At 71.8% G+C, this 17,016-nt stretch carries 12 protein-coding genes and 1 pseudogene; 6 read left to right on the top strand and 7 right to left on the bottom strand.

Annotated elements, in window-relative coordinates; all coding sequences use genetic code 11:
- Positions 1–92: 92 nt before the first annotated feature.
- A complete protein-coding gene (locus PZB75_RS22485) occupies positions 93–929 on the top strand; it encodes a siderophore-interacting protein (RefSeq protein ID WP_275537098.1) in 837 nt (278 codons plus the stop codon).
- 84 nt (positions 930–1,013) lie between these two features.
- Here PZB75_RS22485 and PZB75_RS22480 read toward each other — a convergent pair whose 3' ends face one another.
- Both PZB75_RS22480 and PZB75_RS22475 read right to left on the bottom strand, forming a co-directional pair.
- The gene (locus tag PZB75_RS22480) at positions 1,014–2,162 is read right to left on the bottom strand and encodes an iron chelate uptake ABC transporter family permease subunit (RefSeq protein ID WP_275537097.1); all 1,149 of its coding nucleotides are present in this window, start codon (positions 2,160–2,162) and stop codon (positions 1,014–1,016) included.
- Positions 2,159–3,259 carry an iron chelate uptake ABC transporter family permease subunit gene (locus tag PZB75_RS22475; RefSeq protein WP_275537096.1) on the bottom strand — a complete coding sequence of 367 codons (1,101 nt, stop codon included), beginning with the start codon at positions 3,257–3,259 and terminating at the stop codon, positions 2,159–2,161. The genes PZB75_RS22480 and PZB75_RS22475 overlap by 4 nt, the downstream gene beginning before the upstream one ends.
- A 412-nt stretch (positions 3,260–3,671) precedes the next feature.
- Between PZB75_RS22475 and PZB75_RS22470 the strand changes: the two genes are divergently transcribed.
- The 4 genes and pseudogenes from PZB75_RS22470 to PZB75_RS22455 all read left to right on the top strand — a co-directional run.
- Positions 3,672–4,250 (top strand): hypothetical protein, encoded by a 579-nt coding sequence (locus PZB75_RS22470; protein WP_275537095.1) that lies wholly within the window; start codon positions 3,672–3,674, stop codon positions 4,248–4,250.
- Positions 4,251–4,542: 292 nt separating this feature from the next.
- Positions 4,543–5,325 (top strand): alpha/beta fold hydrolase, encoded by a 783-nt coding sequence (locus PZB75_RS22465; RefSeq protein ID WP_275537094.1) that lies wholly within the window; start codon positions 4,543–4,545, stop codon positions 5,323–5,325.
- Positions 5,322–6,212, top strand: a complete 891-nt coding sequence (locus PZB75_RS22460) for a metallophosphoesterase (RefSeq protein WP_275537093.1) — start codon at positions 5,322–5,324, stop codon at positions 6,210–6,212. Before PZB75_RS22465 ends, PZB75_RS22460 begins: the two co-directional genes overlap by 4 nt.
- Positions 6,213–6,226: 14 nt before the next feature.
- Positions 6,227–6,453: pseudogene (locus tag PZB75_RS22455) on the top strand (gamma carbonic anhydrase family protein); the annotation flags it as partial.
- Between the two features lie 156 nt (positions 6,454–6,609).
- On the opposite strand, the gene PZB75_RS22450 reads toward PZB75_RS22455, so the two are convergent.
- The 4 genes from PZB75_RS22450 to PZB75_RS22435 form a co-directional block, all read right to left on the bottom strand.
- Entirely contained in the window at positions 6,610–8,073 is a 1,464-nt protein-coding gene (locus PZB75_RS22450; protein WP_275537092.1) for a GH1 family beta-glucosidase, read from the bottom strand.
- A 160-nt stretch (positions 8,074–8,233) separates the two neighbouring features.
- Positions 8,234–9,169, bottom strand: a complete 936-nt coding sequence (locus PZB75_RS22445) for a carbohydrate ABC transporter permease (protein ID WP_275537091.1) — start codon at positions 9,167–9,169, stop codon at positions 8,234–8,236.
- 16 nt (positions 9,170–9,185) lie between these two features.
- Positions 9,186–10,184 carry a sugar ABC transporter permease gene (locus tag PZB75_RS22440; protein ID WP_275537090.1) on the bottom strand — a complete coding sequence of 333 codons (999 nt, stop codon included), beginning with the start codon at positions 10,182–10,184 and terminating at the stop codon, positions 9,186–9,188.
- Between the two features lie 195 nt (positions 10,185–10,379).
- Positions 10,380–11,708: an extracellular solute-binding protein gene (locus tag PZB75_RS22435; RefSeq protein ID WP_275537089.1), complete on the bottom strand. Its 1,329-nt coding sequence runs from the start codon at positions 11,706–11,708 to the stop codon at positions 10,380–10,382.
- Between the two features lie 504 nt (positions 11,709–12,212).
- Here PZB75_RS22435 and PZB75_RS22430 point away from each other — a divergent pair.
- A complete protein-coding gene (locus PZB75_RS22430) occupies positions 12,213–13,271 on the top strand; it encodes a LacI family DNA-binding transcriptional regulator (protein ID WP_275537088.1) in 1,059 nt (352 codons plus the stop codon).
- 135 nt (positions 13,272–13,406) lie between these two features.
- Here the strand turns inward: PZB75_RS22430 and PZB75_RS22425 are convergent, their stop codons facing one another.
- Positions 13,407–16,889 carry a M28 family peptidase gene (locus PZB75_RS22425; RefSeq protein WP_275538821.1) on the bottom strand — a complete coding sequence of 1,161 codons (3,483 nt, stop codon included), beginning with the start codon at positions 16,887–16,889 and terminating at the stop codon, positions 13,407–13,409.
- Between the last annotated feature and the right edge of the window lie 127 nt (positions 16,890–17,016).

Below are 17,016 nucleotides of genomic sequence, written 5' to 3'. Positions count from 1 at the left end.
GGCGGGGGGTCGGGGCGAGGTCGCCCCGACCCCCCGCCATGACGTAACTTAGCCTTACCTAAGTAGCTGTTCGAGGGAAGCGAGTCAGATCCATGGAGACGAAGAACCCGCCGACCATCGAGGTCGTCTACCACGACATCACGGTCCGCACCCTTGAGGTCCTGCGGGTCACCCGGCCCACGCCCCGGATGGTGCGGGTCACGCTGGGCGGTCCCGAGCTGGAGGGCTTCATCGACCGCTCGCCCGCCGACCACGTGAAGGTGTTCTTCCCCGAGCCGGGCGCCGAACTGCCGGTGCTGCCGCGGATCGCGGACGACGGTGACGGTCTGGAGTTCCCGACGGAGCCGCCGTTCCCCACCTCGCGCGACTACACCACCCGCCGCTTCGACGCCGAGGCGGGCGAACTCGACCTGGACTTCGTGCTGCACGGCAACGGCGTCGCCTCCGTCTGGGCCGAGCGGGCGCGGCCGGGCATGAAGCTCGGGCTGGCCGGGCCGCGCGGTTCGATCCTGGTGCCGTGGGAGTTCGACTGGTATCTGTTCGCGGGCGACGAGACCGCGCTCCCGGCCATCTGCCGGATGCTGGAGGACCTGCCGCAGGGTGCCCCCGCGAAGGTGTTCCTGCTGGTGGACGACGCCCAGGAGGAGCACCCGATCGACACCCGGGCCGACGCGGAGATCGTCTGGCTGCACCGGAACGGGCTGCGGCACGGCGAGGGCGATCTGCTCGAACGCGCGGTGAAGGGCGTGGAGTTCCTGCCGGGGCAGCCGTTCATCTGGGTGGCCGGCGAGGCCGGTGAGCTGAAGCCGATCCGCCGGTATCTGCACCGCGAGCTGGGGCTCGACCGCGAGTACACCGACGTCGACGGCTTCTGGAAGCGCGGCACCGTCAACCTCGACCACCACGAGCCGATCGAGGAAGACGACTGATCCGTACCCGCGTGTCCGTCCACACACGAAGGGTCCGGCTCCTCCCCCTGGAGGAGCCGGACCCTTCGCCGTGCGCCGCGGTGGTCAGCGGCGCCCGGCCCGCCACTCGTGGATGAGCAGCCACATCAGGTACAGACCGCCGATGGCCGCGGTCATGATCCCCACCGGCAGCTGGATGGGCGCCAGGACCCGCTGGGCCGCGAAGTCGCTGACGGTCAGCAGCAGGGCGCCCATCAGGGCGGCCGGGATGAGGGCCACGCCCGCGCTGCGGGTGACCCTGCGGGCCAGCTGCGGGGCCGCGAGCGCGACGAACGCGATGGGTCCCGCGGCGGCCGTGGCGGTCGCGCACAGCAGGACGGCGAGCACGATCAGCGCGAGTCGCGAGCGCTCCACCGGGACCCCGAGGGCCTTGGCCAGCGCGTCCCCCGCCTCCATCATGCGCAGGTGCGGGCCGAGCAGGACGCAGGCGGGGAAGAGGACGGCGACGGCGATCAGCGCGGGCACCAGCTGGTCCCAGCCCCGGCCGTTGAGCGAACCGGTCAGCCAGACCGCGGCGGCCTGCGCCTCGGCCAGCGACGCCTTGATCATCAGGTACGAGTTCACCGAGCTGAGCAGGGCGCCCGCCGCGATCCCGACGATGATCAGCCGGTAGCCCTGCACCCCGCGCTTGTACGCCAGCAGATAGACCGTCAGCGCGGTCGCGAGCCCGCCGAGCACCGCGCTGACCGCGACCGCGAACGCTCCGCCGCCGAAGACCAGGATCTGCAGCAGCGCGCCGGTCGCCGCCCCCGTCTCGAAGCCGATGATGTCGGGGCTGCCGAGCGGATTGCGGGCCAGGCTCTGGAAGATGGCGCCGCTCATGCCGAGCGCCGACCCGACGACGATGCCGACGAGGAGCCGGGGCAGCCGCAGGGTGTTGACGATGTAGTCGGTGGAGGGGGTGCCCTTGCCGACGAGGGCGCGCACCACGTCGACCCCGGAGACGGTGAAGTCGCCCGTGCCTAGGGCGGTCACGGAGACCGCGAGCAGGGCGGCCAGCAGGGCGAGGCCCACGATCAGCGGCCGCTTGGGCAGCCGTACTCCGATCCGGCCGCCCGCGATCCGCGGCCGCCAGCCGGGTATGAGCCGCCGCGCGGCCTCCAGGTCCGTGACCTCGGCGACCGCCGGGACGGGAGTGTCGTCGACGGCACGCTCGTCCGGTGCCTCGGCTGTCAGCTGTTCGGTACGGCTCATAGCTGGGGCACCTTGCGTGTACGGACGAGGGCGACGAGGACGGGCGCCCCGATGGCGGCCGTGACGATGCCGACGGCGAGTTCGTCGGGCCGGACCACGACCCGGCCGAGCACATCGGCGCCGAGCAGCAGGGCCGGGGACAGGACGACGCAGTAGGCGAGAACCCAGCGCATGTCCGGGCCGGTGATCATCCGGGTCACGTGCGGCACGATCAGCCCCACGAAGCCGACCGGCCCGATGGCGGCCGTGGCGGCGCCGCACAGCAGCGTGACGGCGAGGACCCCGAACACCCGGGTACGGATCACATGGGCGCCGAGCGCCTTGCCCGTCTCGTCCCCGAGGGCCAGGGCGTTGAGCGAGCCCGCCAGGAACAGCGCGATGACCGTACCGGCGATCAGGAACGGCGCGACCTGGGGCAGGACCGCGCTCTCACGCCCGGCGAGGGTGCCCACGGCCCACATGCGCAGTTCTCCGAACGCCTCGTCGTCCAGGAAGGTGACGGCGGAGATACAGGCGATGAGGGTGGCGTTGATGGCCGTACCGGCGAGGATCAGCCGGACCGGGGTCGCCGCACCGCGTCCCAACGCGCCGAGCACGTAGACGAGCACGGCGACGAGGACCGATCCGGCGAACGCGAACCACACGTATCCCATCAGGCTGGTCACCCCGAACCCGCCGATGGCGATGACGACCGCGGCGGACGCGCCGGACTCGATGCCGAGCAGCCCCGGGTCGGCCAGGGGGTTGCGCGTCAGGGCCTGCATCACGGCGCCGGAGAGGCCGAGGCCGATCCCGACGGCGACGCCGAGGAGGGTGCGGCTGACCCGGTAGTCCTGCACGATGACGGCGTTCTCGGAACCGTCCGGTGACAGCAGCCCCTGGACCACGTCCCAGAAGGGGATGGACTTGGCTCCGACCGCGATGCTGAGGACCACGATCACCGCGAGGACGGCGACGGCTACGAGCAGACCGGTCAGCCGTACGGCGAGTGCCCTTCGGACCGGGGAGCGCGGTTCGCCCTTCGGAGGGCCCGGGTCCGGGAGGACCCGAAGACCGTCGTCCTGAGCGCGCGAGGAACGCGCTGAGACAGAGACCATGGCATCTCTCCCCGACATGTCCGGAACCGAGGTGATGGCCTCACCTGGCAGTCAACTTAGGTAAGCCTATCTTAGGTCCTCACGCATCGAACTCGGAGTGCGCGGACGGGCATTCCCCGCTGTGCGCCCGCGCGCGCCGGTGTGCGCGGGGGCCGGAGCGCCCGCCGGGGCAGTGCGCCCGCCAGGACTTCGCGGGAGCCGGGAGAGGTGGCCGGCGGTCCGGGCGGCGGGGGCCGGGAAGGCGGGCCGACGGGTCCGGGTGGCGGACGTCGGAGCAGGGGCGGCTAGGGGTACTCCTCGGCCGACGGGCTTCCTACGCTCGATTCCTGCGCCCGTCCGGGCCGGGCCCCGGATTCCGCCCGGTCCGCGGCCGGGCGGGCCGCGGGCGCGCACCACCGAGGAGGAGGGCGCTGTGCACGACCTCACATGCTGGGAGGAACTGCGTCACGGGCGGTCGGGCGGGCTGGTCCTCGCGATCGACGCCCCGCCGCACGGGCGCACGGCCACGGACTTCCGCGAGCTGATACCGCTGCTGGACACCGAGCACACGGTGTGGCACGCGCTCGACCGGTCCGTGGGGCCCCGGCCGCCGACGGGACCCGCCATGGACGCGTGGGTCGCGTCGTGGACGGACGAGGTACGGGCCAGCGGTCTGCGGGTACGGGCGGTGCTGGGGCACGGGGTCGGCGGTGCGCTCGCCGGGCGGATCGCCGAGAACATCGCCCACCGCCAGCGGGACCGGCCCGAAGTGCTGGTCTTCGACGCGGAGTTGATGAGTGCGGGTGCGGTGCTCGACCGGTTCGACCAGGTGGTGTCCCAGGTGTCGCGGGCCCTCGACAGGGCGGAGTTCAATCATCTGGGGTCGGCACTCGCCCTGGCGCAGGAGGCGCTGGTCCTGGCGGCGGCCCGCCTCTCCTCCAGGGCCGAAGCCGCTCCCGGTCCGGCCGGCCCGGCCTACAGCGGCCCGGCCGGACCGGCCCTCGCCGGATAGCCGACGGCGGCGGCGACGGGCCGGGGCACCCGGTGTCGTCGCCCGAGACGGTGCTCATCGGTGAGAGATCGTCCTCCGGGACGGACGCGCGGGGATACTGAGGAGCGAGGCGGTGGCGCGTGGGACCGACCGGACCGTCCGGCGGCCCGGTCGTCCCACGCGCCGCCCGGCCGCCTCTGCGCGACCGATCGTCCACCTCACCGCCAAGGGGGTGTACGGAGTCCCCCGCGGTGTCACGGCGCTCGGGGAGACGCCCGGACGCCCGCCGACCGCGTCGTCGAAGGGAAACCGAGTGAGCAACGCAGCAGTGGAGCGTGACAGACAATGGATTTGGCGGTTCCGGCCCGCCCCCGCCGCCCCCGCCCAACTGGTGTGTTTCCCGCACGCGGGCGGTTCGGCGGGCTACTTCCTGCCGATGGTCCGCGCACTGACCCCCTCGCTCGACGTGCTGTGCGTGCAGTACCCGGGCCGGCAGGACCGCAGCGGCGAGGCCCCGGTGGAGGACGTCCATGAACTCGCGGACCTCGTGTCGGCCGAGTTGCGGCCGTGGATCGATCACCGGCCGTTGACCCTGTTCGGTCACAGCCTCGGCGCCTCGGTGGCGTTCGAGGTGGCCGTACGGCTGGAAGGGGCCGGGACCGAGGTCTCCGGACTGATCGCGTCGGGACGCCGGGCACCGTCGCGCACCCGTCCGGACCGGGTCCACGAGCGGGACGACCGGGCGCTGATCGCGGAGTTGGAGCGGCTGGCCGGGACGGACACCCGGATGCTGCGCGACCCGGACATCGTACGGATGGTGCTGCCCTCCCTGCGGAGCGACTACAAGGCCGCCGAGACGTACCGCTGCCGCCCCGGCGCCTCCCGGATCAGCGCGCCACTCCTGGTGCTGACCGGTGACGCGGACCCCCAGGTGACAGCCGACGAGGCCGCCGACTGGGCGGCCCACACCTCGGGGAGCTGCACGCTGAGCACCCACCCGGGCGGGCACTTCTTCCTCACCGAACACCCGGCCGAGGTCAACCGGGAGATCGACGCGTTCGCCCGGGTCCGTACGTCGCAGGGGGACCCGGCATGAGCACTTCCGAAGCGGCGGCGGGGACCGAACGCGCCCACGGCGGGCGCCTGTTGGCGGTCAGCGACCTCCATGTCCGGTACGCGGAGAACAAGGAGATCGTCGAGGGCATCCGGCCGGATTCGGACGACGACTGGCTGTTGCTCGCCGGGGACGTCGGCGAGGACAGCAGGGACATCCGGTGGACCCTGGAGCTGCTGAGCCGGCGGTTCGCCAAGGTCGTGTGGGTGCCGGGCAACCACGAGCTGTGGACCACCCCGGACGACCCGGTACGGCTCCGGGGCGCTCGGCGGTACGACCATCTGGTGTCGATATGCCGGGAGTTGGGAGTCGTCACACCGGAGGACCCGTATCCGGTCTGGACCGGTGCGGGCGGCCCGGTGGTGATCGCCCCGCTCTTCGTCCTCTACGACTACTCGTTCCGGCCGAAGGGGGCGGACGACAAGGCGTCGGGGCTCGCGCTGGCGGAGGAGGCCGGAATCGTCTGCACCGACGAGTACATGCTGCATCCCGACCCGTATCCGACCCGGGACGACTGGTGCCGGGCACGCGTCGAGTCCACCCTGGCCCGGCTGGAGGCGCTGCCTGCCGACGTACCGACCGTGCTGGTCAACCACTTCCCGCTGCGCCGCGAACCGACGGACATCCTGCACTATCCGGAGTTCGCCCAGTGGTGCGGTACGACCGCCACGGCGGACTGGCCGACCCGGTTCCGCGCGGCGGCCGTGGTCTACGGGCATCTGCACATCCCCCGGCTGACCCACTACGACGGCGTCCCCCACCAGGAGGTCTCGCTGGGATACCCGCGTGAGTGGCGACGCTACGGCAGGCGGCCCGGCCTGCTCGTACCGATCCTCGACCAGGCCGCTCCCGGCCGGGCGACCCCGTGACCGGGCCGACTTCCGGCCTGGGGGCGACCGTACTCGACGGCGCGGCGATCGGCGCCGGCCCGGCGGTCGCCGCACGGCCCCTGGTACCCCGGGAAACGCGGCTGCCCCCGGGGTCGCCGATCGCGGGCGTACCCGCAAGGTCGAGCGGCTGTTGACCGACGAGCAACGCGAGGGCATCACCCTCAACAGCACGCTGTACGTCGAACTGGCCGAGGCCCACCGCGCGGCACACGAGGAGTGAGGAGGCCGTCGCCCCCGGGGGCCCGCGGCGGACGGGTGCCCGTCCGCCGCGGGCCCCCGGGCCGTCGGCGCGGGTGAGCCGACCGGTACCACCTCCGCGGACGGGACGCGACGCGCCTGGGAATCCGTGCGGCGTCACATCACCGGAGCCCGTCGATCAGCTCCGCTCCTCCGGGGCGGGCAGACCATGGCGGCGGATCACATCGGCGTACCAGTACGCGCTGGCCTTGGGGATGCGCAGCTGCGAGGCGTAGTCGACGTACACGGCCCCGAAGCGCTTCGAATAGCCGTACGCCCACTCGAAGTTGTCCATGAGCGACCACAGGAAGTAGCCCCGGACATCGGCGCCGTCCTCGATCGCCCGGCGCACCGCGTCGAGGTGACCGCGCAGATAGTCGATGCGCTCCGGGTCCGCCACCGTTCCCTCGGGCGACACGTGGTCGTCGAAGGCGGCGCCGTTCTCGGTGACCATCAGCGGCAGGCCCGGGTGGTCGCGGCTGACGTCGAGGAGCAGGTCGTGCAGTCCCTCGGGGTCGATCGCCCAGTTCATCGCGGTGCGCGGCCTGCCCTCGGCGAGGTGGAAGGCGATGTGCTCGGACCCGGTCCACGGCGAGTGGTCGCTCTGCCCGTGGCCGTCGTCGCGGGTGTCGCCCGCACCCGAGGTGGGGGCCGAAACGATCGTGGGGGCGTAGTAGTTGACGCCCAGCACGTCGATCGGCCGGAAGATGGCGGCCAGGTCTCCGTCGTGGACCAGCTTCGACCAGTCCACCACGTGCGCGGTGTCGGCCAGCAGGTCGTCGGGGTAGGCGCCGTCCAGGATCGGACCGGTGAAGATCCGGTTGCCGACGGCGTCGATCCGGCGGGCCGCGTCCGCGTCGGCCGGGCTGTCGGTGAGCGGCCTCACCTGGTGCAGGTTGAGGGTGATCGAGGTCTGCGCGGTGGCCGGGAGCCGGTCGCGCAGGGCTCCGACCGCCCGGCCGTGGGCGAGATTGAGGTGGTGGGCCGCGCGCAGCGTGGCCGAGGCGTCGGTGCGGCCCGGGGCGTGCACCCCTGACCCGTAACCGAGGAACGCCGAGCACCACGGCTCGTTGAGGGTCGTCCACATCCCGACCCGGTCACCGAGCGCGTCCGCCATGAGGGCGGCGTAGTCGGCGAAGCGGTCGGCGGTCTCGCGGACCGGCCAGCCGCCCGCGTCCTCCAACTCCTGCGGCAGGTCCCAGTGGTAGAGGGTCGCGACGGGGGCGATGCCCGCTTCGAGGAGTTCGTCGGTGAGCCTGCGGTAGAAGTCCAGCCCGCGTTCGACGGCGGGGCCGCGGCCGGTGGGCTGCACCCGGGACCAGGAGATGGAGAACCGGTAGGCGTCCAGGCCCAGTTCCCTCATGAGGCGCACGTCGTCGCGGTAGCGGTGGTAGTGGTCGGCGGCGACGTCACCGGTGTCGCCGTTGTGGACCTTGCCCGGGGTGCGGCTGAAGGTGTCCCAGATGGAGGGGGTGCGGCCCGCCTCGGCGGCGGCGCCCTCCACCTGGTAGGCGGCGGTGGCCGCCCCCCAGACGAACCCGGTGGGGAACCGGGGCGCGGCGGTGGCCTGCTGCGGTGTGGTCTCTGAGCGTACGGCGGTCATGCGAGAGCGCTCCCATGAGTGCGTCGGGTACTGGGCAGGAGGTGGACTGGGCAGGAGGTGGAGGTGTGCGGGGTGGGGCGTCCGGCCCGTACGGGACGCGGTGGGCGGGGGCGTACGGGCCCGGACGGGACGGCGGGCCGGCGGGCCGGCGTGCGGTGCGTCAGCCCTTGACGGCGCCGGACATGATGCCTCCGACGATCCGCTTGCCGAAGACGACGAACACCACGAGCAGCGGCAGTGTGCTGATCAGCGCGCCCGCCATGACGATGCTCTGGTCGGGGGTGAACGACGCGCTCAGCTGGCCGAGCGCCACCTGGAGCGTGGGGTTCTGCTGGTTGAGGGCGAGGTACGGCCAGAAGAAGTCGTTCCACGCCTGTACGAAGGTGAGCATGCCCAGCACCATCATGGCGGGCCGGGCCACCGGGAGCACGATGCTCCACACGACGCGGGCGTTGTTCGCCCCGTCCACCTTGGCCGCCTCGACGAGTTCGTACGGCAGCGCCTCGCTCAGGTACTGCCGCATGAAGAAGACGCCGAACGCGCTGACCAGGGTCGGGAAGATCACCGACTCCAGCCGTCCGCCCCAGCCGAGGTCGGACATCATCATGAACAGCGGTACGACGCTGAGCTGCGGCGGGATCGTCAGGGTGGCGATGACCGCGGTCATCAGCCAGCCGCGCCCCCGGAAGCGCATCTTGGCGAAGGCGTAGCCGGCGAGGGTGCAGAAGAAGAGCGTCGCCGCGGTGACGCAGCTGGAGACCATGAAGCTGTTGAGGATGGCCTTGCCCAGGTGGGCCTGTTCCCAGGCGGCCTGGAGGTTGTGCGCCAGGCGGCCGCCCGGCAGGAACGGCGGGGTGGTGTCCAGGACCTCGTCCTGGGTGTGGGACGCGGCGACGAGGGTCCAGTACAGCGGCAGGACCGAACCGATGCCGACGACGATCAGGGCGAGGTAGGCGAACGGGCCGCCGTGCAACTGGCGTCCCGCGCCCGGCCGGAACCGGCCGGGTCCACGGGTCCCGGCGGGCGGGTCCTCCGCACGGCCGGGGCCGGGGACGGCGAGTGGGCCGGGTGTGGGGCTGGGGCTGGTCGTGGTCATGGGTCATCGCTCCCGGTCAGGCCGCGGACGTGCGCGTGAGGCGGCTGAAGAGCCAGTTGATCGCGGCGATCAGCAACAGCAGGGCGAGCATCGCCCAGGCCACCGCGGCGGCCGGTCCGAGATGCCCCAGATTCCAGCCGTAGTTGTAGAGGTAGACACTCAGCGTCTCGTACTGGTTCTCGTTGCCGCCCTGGGCGCCGAGGGTGCCGCCTTCGAGCAGCAGGGGTTCACCGAACAACTGCATGGAACCGATCGTCGAGATGACGATCGTGAAGAGGATCGTCGGCCGCAGCGCCGGAATCGTCACGTTGCGGAACTGCTGCCAGCGCGAGGCCCCGTCGAGCGAGGCCGCTTCGTACAGATCGGACGGGACGGCCTGCATCGCGGCCAGGTAGATCAGGGTGTTGTAGCCCGTCCACCGCCAGATCACGATCACCGAGATGGCGATCTTCGAAGTCCAGTGCCCGTTGGTCCAGTTGGTGTCGCCGAAGCCGACGAAGTGCAGCACCCAGTTCAGCAGCCCGCCGTCGGCCCGGAACACCAGGGCGAAGACGAGGGCGGCCGAGGCCACGGAGGTGGCGTACGGGGTGAGGATCAGGGTGCGCCAGAAGGTGCTGGCGCGCAGCCGGTAGTTGAGCAGATGGGCCAGGCCGAGCGCGACGAGCAGTTGCGGGACGGTCGACATGACACCGATCAGGAAGGTGTTGCTGACGGCGGTCCAGAACTCGGCGTCGTGGAGGATGCGGCCGAAGTTGTCCCAGCCGACCCACTCCATCCGGTCGAGGCCGGTCATCTCCACCCGGTGCAGAGCGATCCAGCCCGTGTAGAGGAGCGGGTAGAGCCCGAAGGCGCCGAAGACGAGGAAGAACGGTGCGATGTACGCGTACGGCGACGCCTTGTCGTCGAACCGCCACAGCCGGCTCCGCCATGCCTGGCGGCCCGGGGCCACGGGCTTCGGTGCGGGGCCCCGGGGCGGCGATTCGTGCGCGCCCCGGGTCGGGGTCGAGGTTGCCACGGGTGGGAGTCCTTCCCTGAGGTGTACCGACACGGCGGGCGGGCGGACCTGTCGTCGGGTCCCGGGACGGTGTCGGATTCGGGTGCGCGGGCGGGCGGAGCGGAGGGCCGGGCCGGCGGGCGGAGACGCGCGCGGGCGGGCGGAGCGGAAGGGACCGGGCGGGGGGGCGGGCGGGGCCGCCCCCCCGGCCGGGGGTCAGCCGATCGCCTTGTCGATGGCCTTGGTCGCGGCGGACCAGGCGTCGTCGGGGCTGGTGCCGCGCTGCTCCATGTTCGTGATCTGGGTGGAGATGATGTCCTTGATCACGCCGTCCTTGCGGCCGAGTACGGCCTCGGGGATGGTGTTGGCCTCGTCCGCGTAGATCTCACCGATCGGCGCGTCGTTGAAGTACGCGAGCTTCGCGTCCTTGACGTCCGGCAGCTCGTAGGCGCCCTTGTTCGACGGGAAGAGCCCGATCGCCTTGAAGACCGCGGCCTGCTGCTCCGGGGCGGTCAGCCACTTGACCAGCTCACCGGCCTCCTTCACGTGCTTGCCGCTCCTGGGCACGGACAGGAAGGAGCCGCCCCAGTTGGCGGCCGTGGAGCCGGGGGTGCGGGCGATGTCCCACTTGCCCTTGTAGGCGTCACCGGAGTTGGTGGAGATCTGTCCGGCCATCCAGGCCGGGCAGGCCACGGTCGCGATGGTGCCCTTGCGCAGGGCGGGGACCCAGGTGCCGGTGTCGAACTGGGCGAGGCCCTGGGAGAGCCCCTTGGCCGCGGTCTCGGCGGCGAGGTCCCAGCCCTGCTGGACGCCCGCGCTGTCCTTGTAGATCGCCTTGCCCGACTCGTCGTAGTACTGCTTGGCGTTCGAGCTGACCACGGCGTTGTACATCGCGCTGGCGGAGTCCATGAAGTACGTGCCCTCGGGCGCCTTCTTCTTGTACTCCTCGCCCAGCTTCAGGTAGTCCTGCCAGCCGCCGGCCACCTTCTTGGCCACCTCTTCGCGGTCGCTCGGCAGCCCGGCCCGCTCGAACAGGTCGCGCCGGTAGCACAGGGACATCGGGCCGATGTCGGTCCCGGCGCCGATCACCTTGCCGTCGGAGCCGGTGGCCTGGAGCGCCTTCCAGGAGACCCATTCCTTGGTGTCGATCACCTTGCCGAGGTCGGCGAACGCGTCCTGTTTGGTGTCGACGATCTCCTTGATGCGGCCGACCTCGATGCCCTGGACGTCGGCGAGACCGCTGCCCGTGTTGAGCTGCTGGAGGAACTTGGGGTAGTAGACCTTCTCCTCGGCCGTGACGTCCTCCTTGACCGTTATCTCCGGGTGCAGCTCGTGGTACTTGGCGAACAGACCGGCCTCCTTGTAGCCGAACTGCCCGAAGTCGGCCACGGTCAGGGTGATCGCGCCGTTCGCGTCGGAGCTGTCCGCGGAGTCGTCCGGGTCACTGCTGCAACCGGTCAGCAGCACGGCCGAGGCCGTCAGCGCCGAGGTGGCGAGGGCCGCGGCTCTGCGGCCTCGACGGCCGGGGGTGCGGGTGATGCGCATTCCACTACTCCTTGTTCCGGGTGGGACAGGGTCGGGGGCCGGGCCGGGGACGGGTCCGGCGGAAGCCGGGCGAGGGTCCCGGCCCTCGCTCGCCGGATCGCTCGATCCTCGGCTCACGGGGGCCAGGTCATGACATACGTACTGGTGGGGCGGGTGCCAAGTGCTGTGCGCGGAGGTGCGGATGGTGCCGTCCTCAGGGGTGGTTCGCGCCCCGGGTAGGCTGTGGGAGCGATCCCACGAGGTGTTGCCGGAAGGTTGCTGCCTCGGAGGGGCGAGTGTCAAGAGTTGAAGTCGGTTCTGTTTCCGTAGCGTGTCCCGCGCGCTCCCGGGCCGGACGAAGCGGCGGCCCCGCCGGACGGGGTGACGGGCCGTCGCGCACCCGGTCCGACCTGGCACCGGGCGGTTCGGCCACGGCTCGCCGGCCGAGGCGCCGCGCGCCGTACCGGAGATGACCGTCCGCGCCGCCGTGAGCGCTCCCATGTCCGCCCGCCGAAAGGTCATTTGATGAGTCGCACCGCAGACCCGCCCCCCACGTCCGGCGGCGGCGCCCGGCCGACGCTGGACGCCGTGGCGGCCCGCGCCGGGGTCGGCCGCGGCACGGTGTCCCGGGTGATCAACGGATCGCCCCGGGTCAGCGAACGGGCACGGACCGCCGTGCGCCGGGCGGTCACCGAACTGGGTTACGTCCCCGACCGGGCCGCCCGCACCCTCGTCACAAGTCGAACGGACGCGGTCGCCCTGGTGGTGCCCGAGAAGGAGACCCGGCTGTTCGCCGAGCCGTACTTCTCGGACATCATCCGGGGGGTGACGGCCGGACTCTCCGGCACGGACCTGCAACTGCTGCTGATCCTGGTCCGCGACGCCCGGGAGCGGGAGCGGCTGACGGCGTACCTCGCGGCCCGTCGGGTGGACGGCGTGCTCCTGGTGTCGGTGCACCGGGACGACCCGCTGCCGGGCGTCCTGGAGACGTACGACATCCCGTCGGTGCTGGCGGGGCGCCGCTCGGACGGGGAAACGCTCAGCCATGTCCACGCGGACAACGCGGGTGGTGCCAGGAGCGCGGTGCGGCATCTGCTGGGGCGGGGCTGCCGCGTGGTGGCGGCCATCACGGGCCCGCCGGACATGGAGGCGGCCCGTGCCCGGCTCGACGGCTACCACGAGGCGCTGGAGCGGGCGGGCCTCACCGTGGACGGATCACTGGTGGACTGCGGCGACTTCACCGAGGAGGGCGGCCGGGAGGTGATGCGGACGCTGCTGCGGCGCCGGCCGGACCTGGACGCCGTGTTCGCGGCCTCCGACGTGATGGCGGCGGGCGCGGTGCAGGTGCTGCGCCGGGCGGGGCGGCGGGTGCCCGAGGACGTCGCCGTCGTCGGGTTCGACGACTCCATCGTGGCGCGGCACACCGATCCGCCGTTGACGAGTGTGCGGCAGCCGGTCGAGGAGATGGGCCGGACGATGGCGCGGCTGCTGCTGGAGGAGATGTCCGAAGGGGGGCGGCCGGCCGGCCGGGTGCGCCGGGAAGTGGTGCTGGCGACGGAGCTGGTGGTACGGGGCTCGGCGTGAGGCGGCGTACCGGAGTCGCGTCCGGACGGGGCGAACGGCCCCGCCGACGCGGGCGGCTTCGCACGCCCCCGGGGCGCACGGACGGGGGCGGGGCACGTGTGCGCGCCCCGCCCCCGCCGCTCCGCGTGCGGTGTGTCAGCTCGCGTTCAGGGCCACGTCGTCGATGACGAAGCTCGTCTGGAGGTAGGCGTCCTCCTGGCTGGTGAACTTCAGGGTGACGGTCTGGCCGGCGTAGGCGCCGACGTCGAACGTCTTCTGCGTGTAGCCGTATCCGGCGTCGGTGTTGGAGTACGAGGCCAGCGTCTTGTTGCCGAGCTGGACCGTGAAGGTGTCGTACGCGACGCGCGAGCCCGCCGCCTCGGCGGTGTCGGTGTGCAGGTGGAACGACAGCTGGTAGGTCGAGCAGCCACCCGGGATCGTCACCGTCTGGGACGCGGTGTCACTGTGGGTGCTGCCCCAGCCGCCCAGCCACGCCTGGTAGGAGCCGCTGTGCGCGGGCTGCTCGGAGGTGCGGTTGTTGATCACGCCCGAGGTCGTGGTCCAGGAGGTGTTGCCGCTCTCGAAGCCGCCGTTGGTGACGGCCTGGCGGGGCTGGCAGTTGCCGCCGCCACCGATGACGAGCGAGTAGGTGGTGCTGTGGGTGGCCGTGCCCGTGCCGGTCACGTTGAGGGTGTACGTACCCGCCGCGACCTGGCTGCCGACCGAGACGGTCATGGTCGAGGAGGACCCGGACTGCACGGTGGACGGGGCGAACGAGACCGTGACGCCGCTGGGCTGGCCGGTCGCCGACAGGGCCACGCTCTGGGCCGCGCCGCCGGTGGTCGCCGTGGACACCGTGGCGGTGAGCGTGTCACCGGGCTGGGCGTTGCCGGAGACCGGGTTGACGGTCACGGAGAAGTCGTCGGCCGGGGCGGTGCTGCCGACCGAGGTCTTCCACACGGTGTACGCGATGCCGTCGGCGCTGCGGTCGAGGGCGGTCGCGTTGATGTTGCTGGTGGTGTCGCACGCCTGGTGGTAGCAGGAGTCGTAGCCCCGGCCCGCCGTGCCGCCCCACTTGGTGGCCTGCGCCGAGGTCTTGACGGCGTCGGCGCCGGATGCGTAACCGGAGGTGGGGATGCCGCCCTGCTGGAAGGAGTAGTCGTCGGACCGTCCCTGGCCCTCGACGTTCTCCTCCGGCTTGAGGTTCAGCGAGTCCCAGTACTCCTTCATCGGGACCGAGGCCGCGGAGTTGAGGTTGTTGATGAAGTAGCCGGCGTTGGGCGAGCCGACCATGTCGAAGTTGTAGTACGCCTTGATGGCACCGCGCTGGGCGGACGTGAGCTGGCCGACGTAGTACTGCGAACCCTGGAGGCCCTGCTCCTCACCGTTCCACCAGGCGAACCGGACGTGCTTGGTCATCGTCGGGTTCCGCTGGGCGAGGGTCAGCGCGTTCTCCAGCAGGGCCGCGGAGCCGGAGCCGTTGTCGTTGATGCCGGGACCGGCGGCGACGCTGTCGAGGTGCGCGCCGAACATGGTGGTCTGGTCGGACGGGCCACCGGGCCAGTCGGCGATCAGGTTGTTGCCGCGGTAGGTGCAGCTGGTGCAGGTCTGCTCACTGACGGTGTAACCGGCCGCCTGGAGCTTGCCCTTGACGTACGCGACGGACGCGGTGTAACCGGCGCTGGCCGCGCGGCGGTTGCCGCCGTTCTGCGAGGCGATGGTGTTGAACTGCGTCAGGTGGGCCTGGACGTTCGCCACACTGATGTCGGGGGCGCCACCGCCGGGGTTGCCGCCGCCGCCCACGGTCAGCGTGTACTGGGCGGTGTGGGTCTGGGTGCCTGCGCCCTTCACCGTGATGCTGTACGTACCGGCCGCGACGGAGGACGTCGTCGAGACGGTCATGGTCGACGAGGAGCCGGCCTGGACACTGGACGGGCTGAACGACACGGTCACGCCGCTGGGCTGGCCGGTCGCGGTGAGCGCCACGGTCTGGGCGCTGCCCGCGGTCACGGTGGTGCCGACCGTGGAGGTGGCCGAACTACCGGGCTGCACCGAGGCGTTGGCCGGGTTCAGCGACAGCGAGAAGTCGTTGTTGCTGGCGGCGCAGGTCGGGTCGCCGGTCTGCGCGGGCACGCTGATGGCGTCCCAGGCGGCCTTGGTGCGGTTGTAGAGGTCACAGCTGCTGTCGAGGTTCTTGGCCGACGTGAGCGTGGCGGTGCGGTAGCGCTTGTACGTCATGCCGCTGGTCTTGAGCAGCATGCCGCCGTAGAAGACCTTGCCGGCGCTCTGGATGCCGACGCCGCTGAGCGTGGTGTTGTTGCAGGTGGGGCTGGTGGGCTTGCCGTTGCCCGGGTTGGTGCCCTCGGCGAGGAGGTAGAACCAGTGGTTGAGCGGCCCGGCCGCCGCGTGCTCCTCGGTGTTGGGTATCGAGGAGCTGTAGCAGTTGGGGTCGCCGATCTGGCCCGGGTTGTACATGATCCGGATCGGGCCCTGGCCGACGAGGTTGATCTTCTCGCCGACGGTGTAGTCGGGGTCGTCGTACGGGGCGGGCTCGTTGGTGTACGCCTCGGTCAGGGCGCCCATGATGTCGCCGGTCGCCTCGCCGAGCCCGGACTCGTTGTTCGCGCCGCCGGGGGTGTACTGGTCGATGCCGTGGCCGAACTCGTGGCCCACCACGTCCATCGCGCCGATCCACTCGTTGGCCTGGTTGTGGCCGATGGAGATGGACGAACCGTCCCAGTAGGCGTTGACGTCGTTCAGACCGACCTTGACGGGCCAGCTGCGGCCGTTCCCGTCGTGGCCGTTGCGGCCGAGCCAGTCCTTGAGCATGTCCCATTCGTGCTGGGCGGCCCACATGACGTCGACGCAGCCGGTCTCACGGCTGGTGGGGTTGCCGGTGCCCCAGGAGTCGGTGGACTTGGTGAAGACGCCGCCGTTGTAGTCGGCGCAGGTGAGGCCGGTGCGCTTCGGGTCGCGCAGGGAGTAGCTGCTGCCCGAGCCGGTGGTGTCGATGGTGAGCGGGTTGGGGCCGTTCCACTTGCTGTTGCCCGTACCGGCCTTGACGTCGTCGTAGCTGTCGAGGACCGTGCCGCTGCCCGCGTCCACGAAGACGTGCAGCCGGCTCGGCGCCTTGGCGGTGCGGCCCCTGAGGACCGTCTCCCAGGCCAGCCTGGAGGTCTTCTCGGTGGCCTTGACGACGAGGCGCCGCGACTCGACCTTGTCGACGTGGAGGAGCTTCTTGCGCGAGGTGGCCTCGGCGGTCGCCGCGGAGACGGTGGCGGTGGTGGGGACGTTGATCCGCCGGGACGTCGCCGACTGGGAGCCGCGGACGCGGCCCTTGCCGTCGGCCACGACGACGGCGTCGCCGCCGACGACCGGGAGGCCGCGGTAGGTGCGCTCGTACGCGACGGAGTAGAGGCCGTTGACCCAGGGAGTCACGTTCTGCCGCTCGTACCGCTCCTCGGGCCCCTTGGCCAGGGCGTCCAGTCCGCCGGCGGCGGCCCGGTCGGCCGCCGTGACGGCTGCCGAGAGCGCGGTCGGGGCGGTCGGGGCGGGCGGGGACGGGTCCGCCGAAGCCGACTGGGCACCGGTCGCGACCAGCATTCCGGCGAGGACGGCCAGGGTTGTCCCGGCCGTCATCGGTCTGCGTTTCATCGAGGCTCCTCGGGTCGTGGGGTCCCCGATCACGGGCGGTGCGTCGTGGGCGCGCTCACCCGGCAGGCGCGTCGTCGAGACGTCCGCGCCGGGGGTGCCCGTGATCGAGCGA

The organism is Streptomyces sp. AM 4-1-1, from assembly GCF_029167625.1.
Lineage (GTDB): Bacteria > Actinomycetota > Actinomycetes > Streptomycetales > Streptomycetaceae > Streptomyces.
Note: the sequence above shows the minus strand (reverse complement) of the source record. Positions and strands in the feature narration are given on the sequence as shown.

Bases quoted from the DNA above. Each gene is read 5' to 3' on its own strand.
- PZB75_RS22430 (WP_275537088.1), top strand. From the start codon at position 12,213: ATGAGTCGCACCGCAGACCCGCCCCCCACGTCCGGCGGCGGCGCCCGG.
- PZB75_RS22450 (WP_275537092.1), bottom strand. From the start codon at position 8,073: ATGACCGCCGTACGCTCAGAGACCACACCGCAGCAGGCCACCGCCGCG.
- PZB75_RS22435 (WP_275537089.1), bottom strand. From the start codon at position 11,708: ATGCGCATCACCCGCACCCCCGGCCGTCGAGGCCGCAGAGCCGCGGCC.
- PZB75_RS22425 (WP_275538821.1), bottom strand. From the start codon at position 16,889: ATGACGGCCGGGACAACCCTGGCCGTCCTCGCCGGAATGCTGGTCGCG.
- PZB75_RS22445 (WP_275537091.1), bottom strand. From the start codon at position 9,169: ATGACCACGACCAGCCCCAGCCCCACACCCGGCCCACTCGCCGTCCCC.
- PZB75_RS22460 (WP_275537093.1), top strand. From the start codon at position 5,322: ATGAGCACTTCCGAAGCGGCGGCGGGGACCGAACGCGCCCACGGCGGG.
- PZB75_RS22475 (WP_275537096.1), bottom strand. From the start codon at position 3,259: ATGGTCTCTGTCTCAGCGCGTTCCTCGCGCGCTCAGGACGACGGTCTT.
- PZB75_RS22480 (WP_275537097.1), bottom strand. From the start codon at position 2,162: ATGAGCCGTACCGAACAGCTGACAGCCGAGGCACCGGACGAGCGTGCC.
- PZB75_RS22485 (WP_275537098.1), top strand. From the start codon at position 93: ATGGAGACGAAGAACCCGCCGACCATCGAGGTCGTCTACCACGACATC.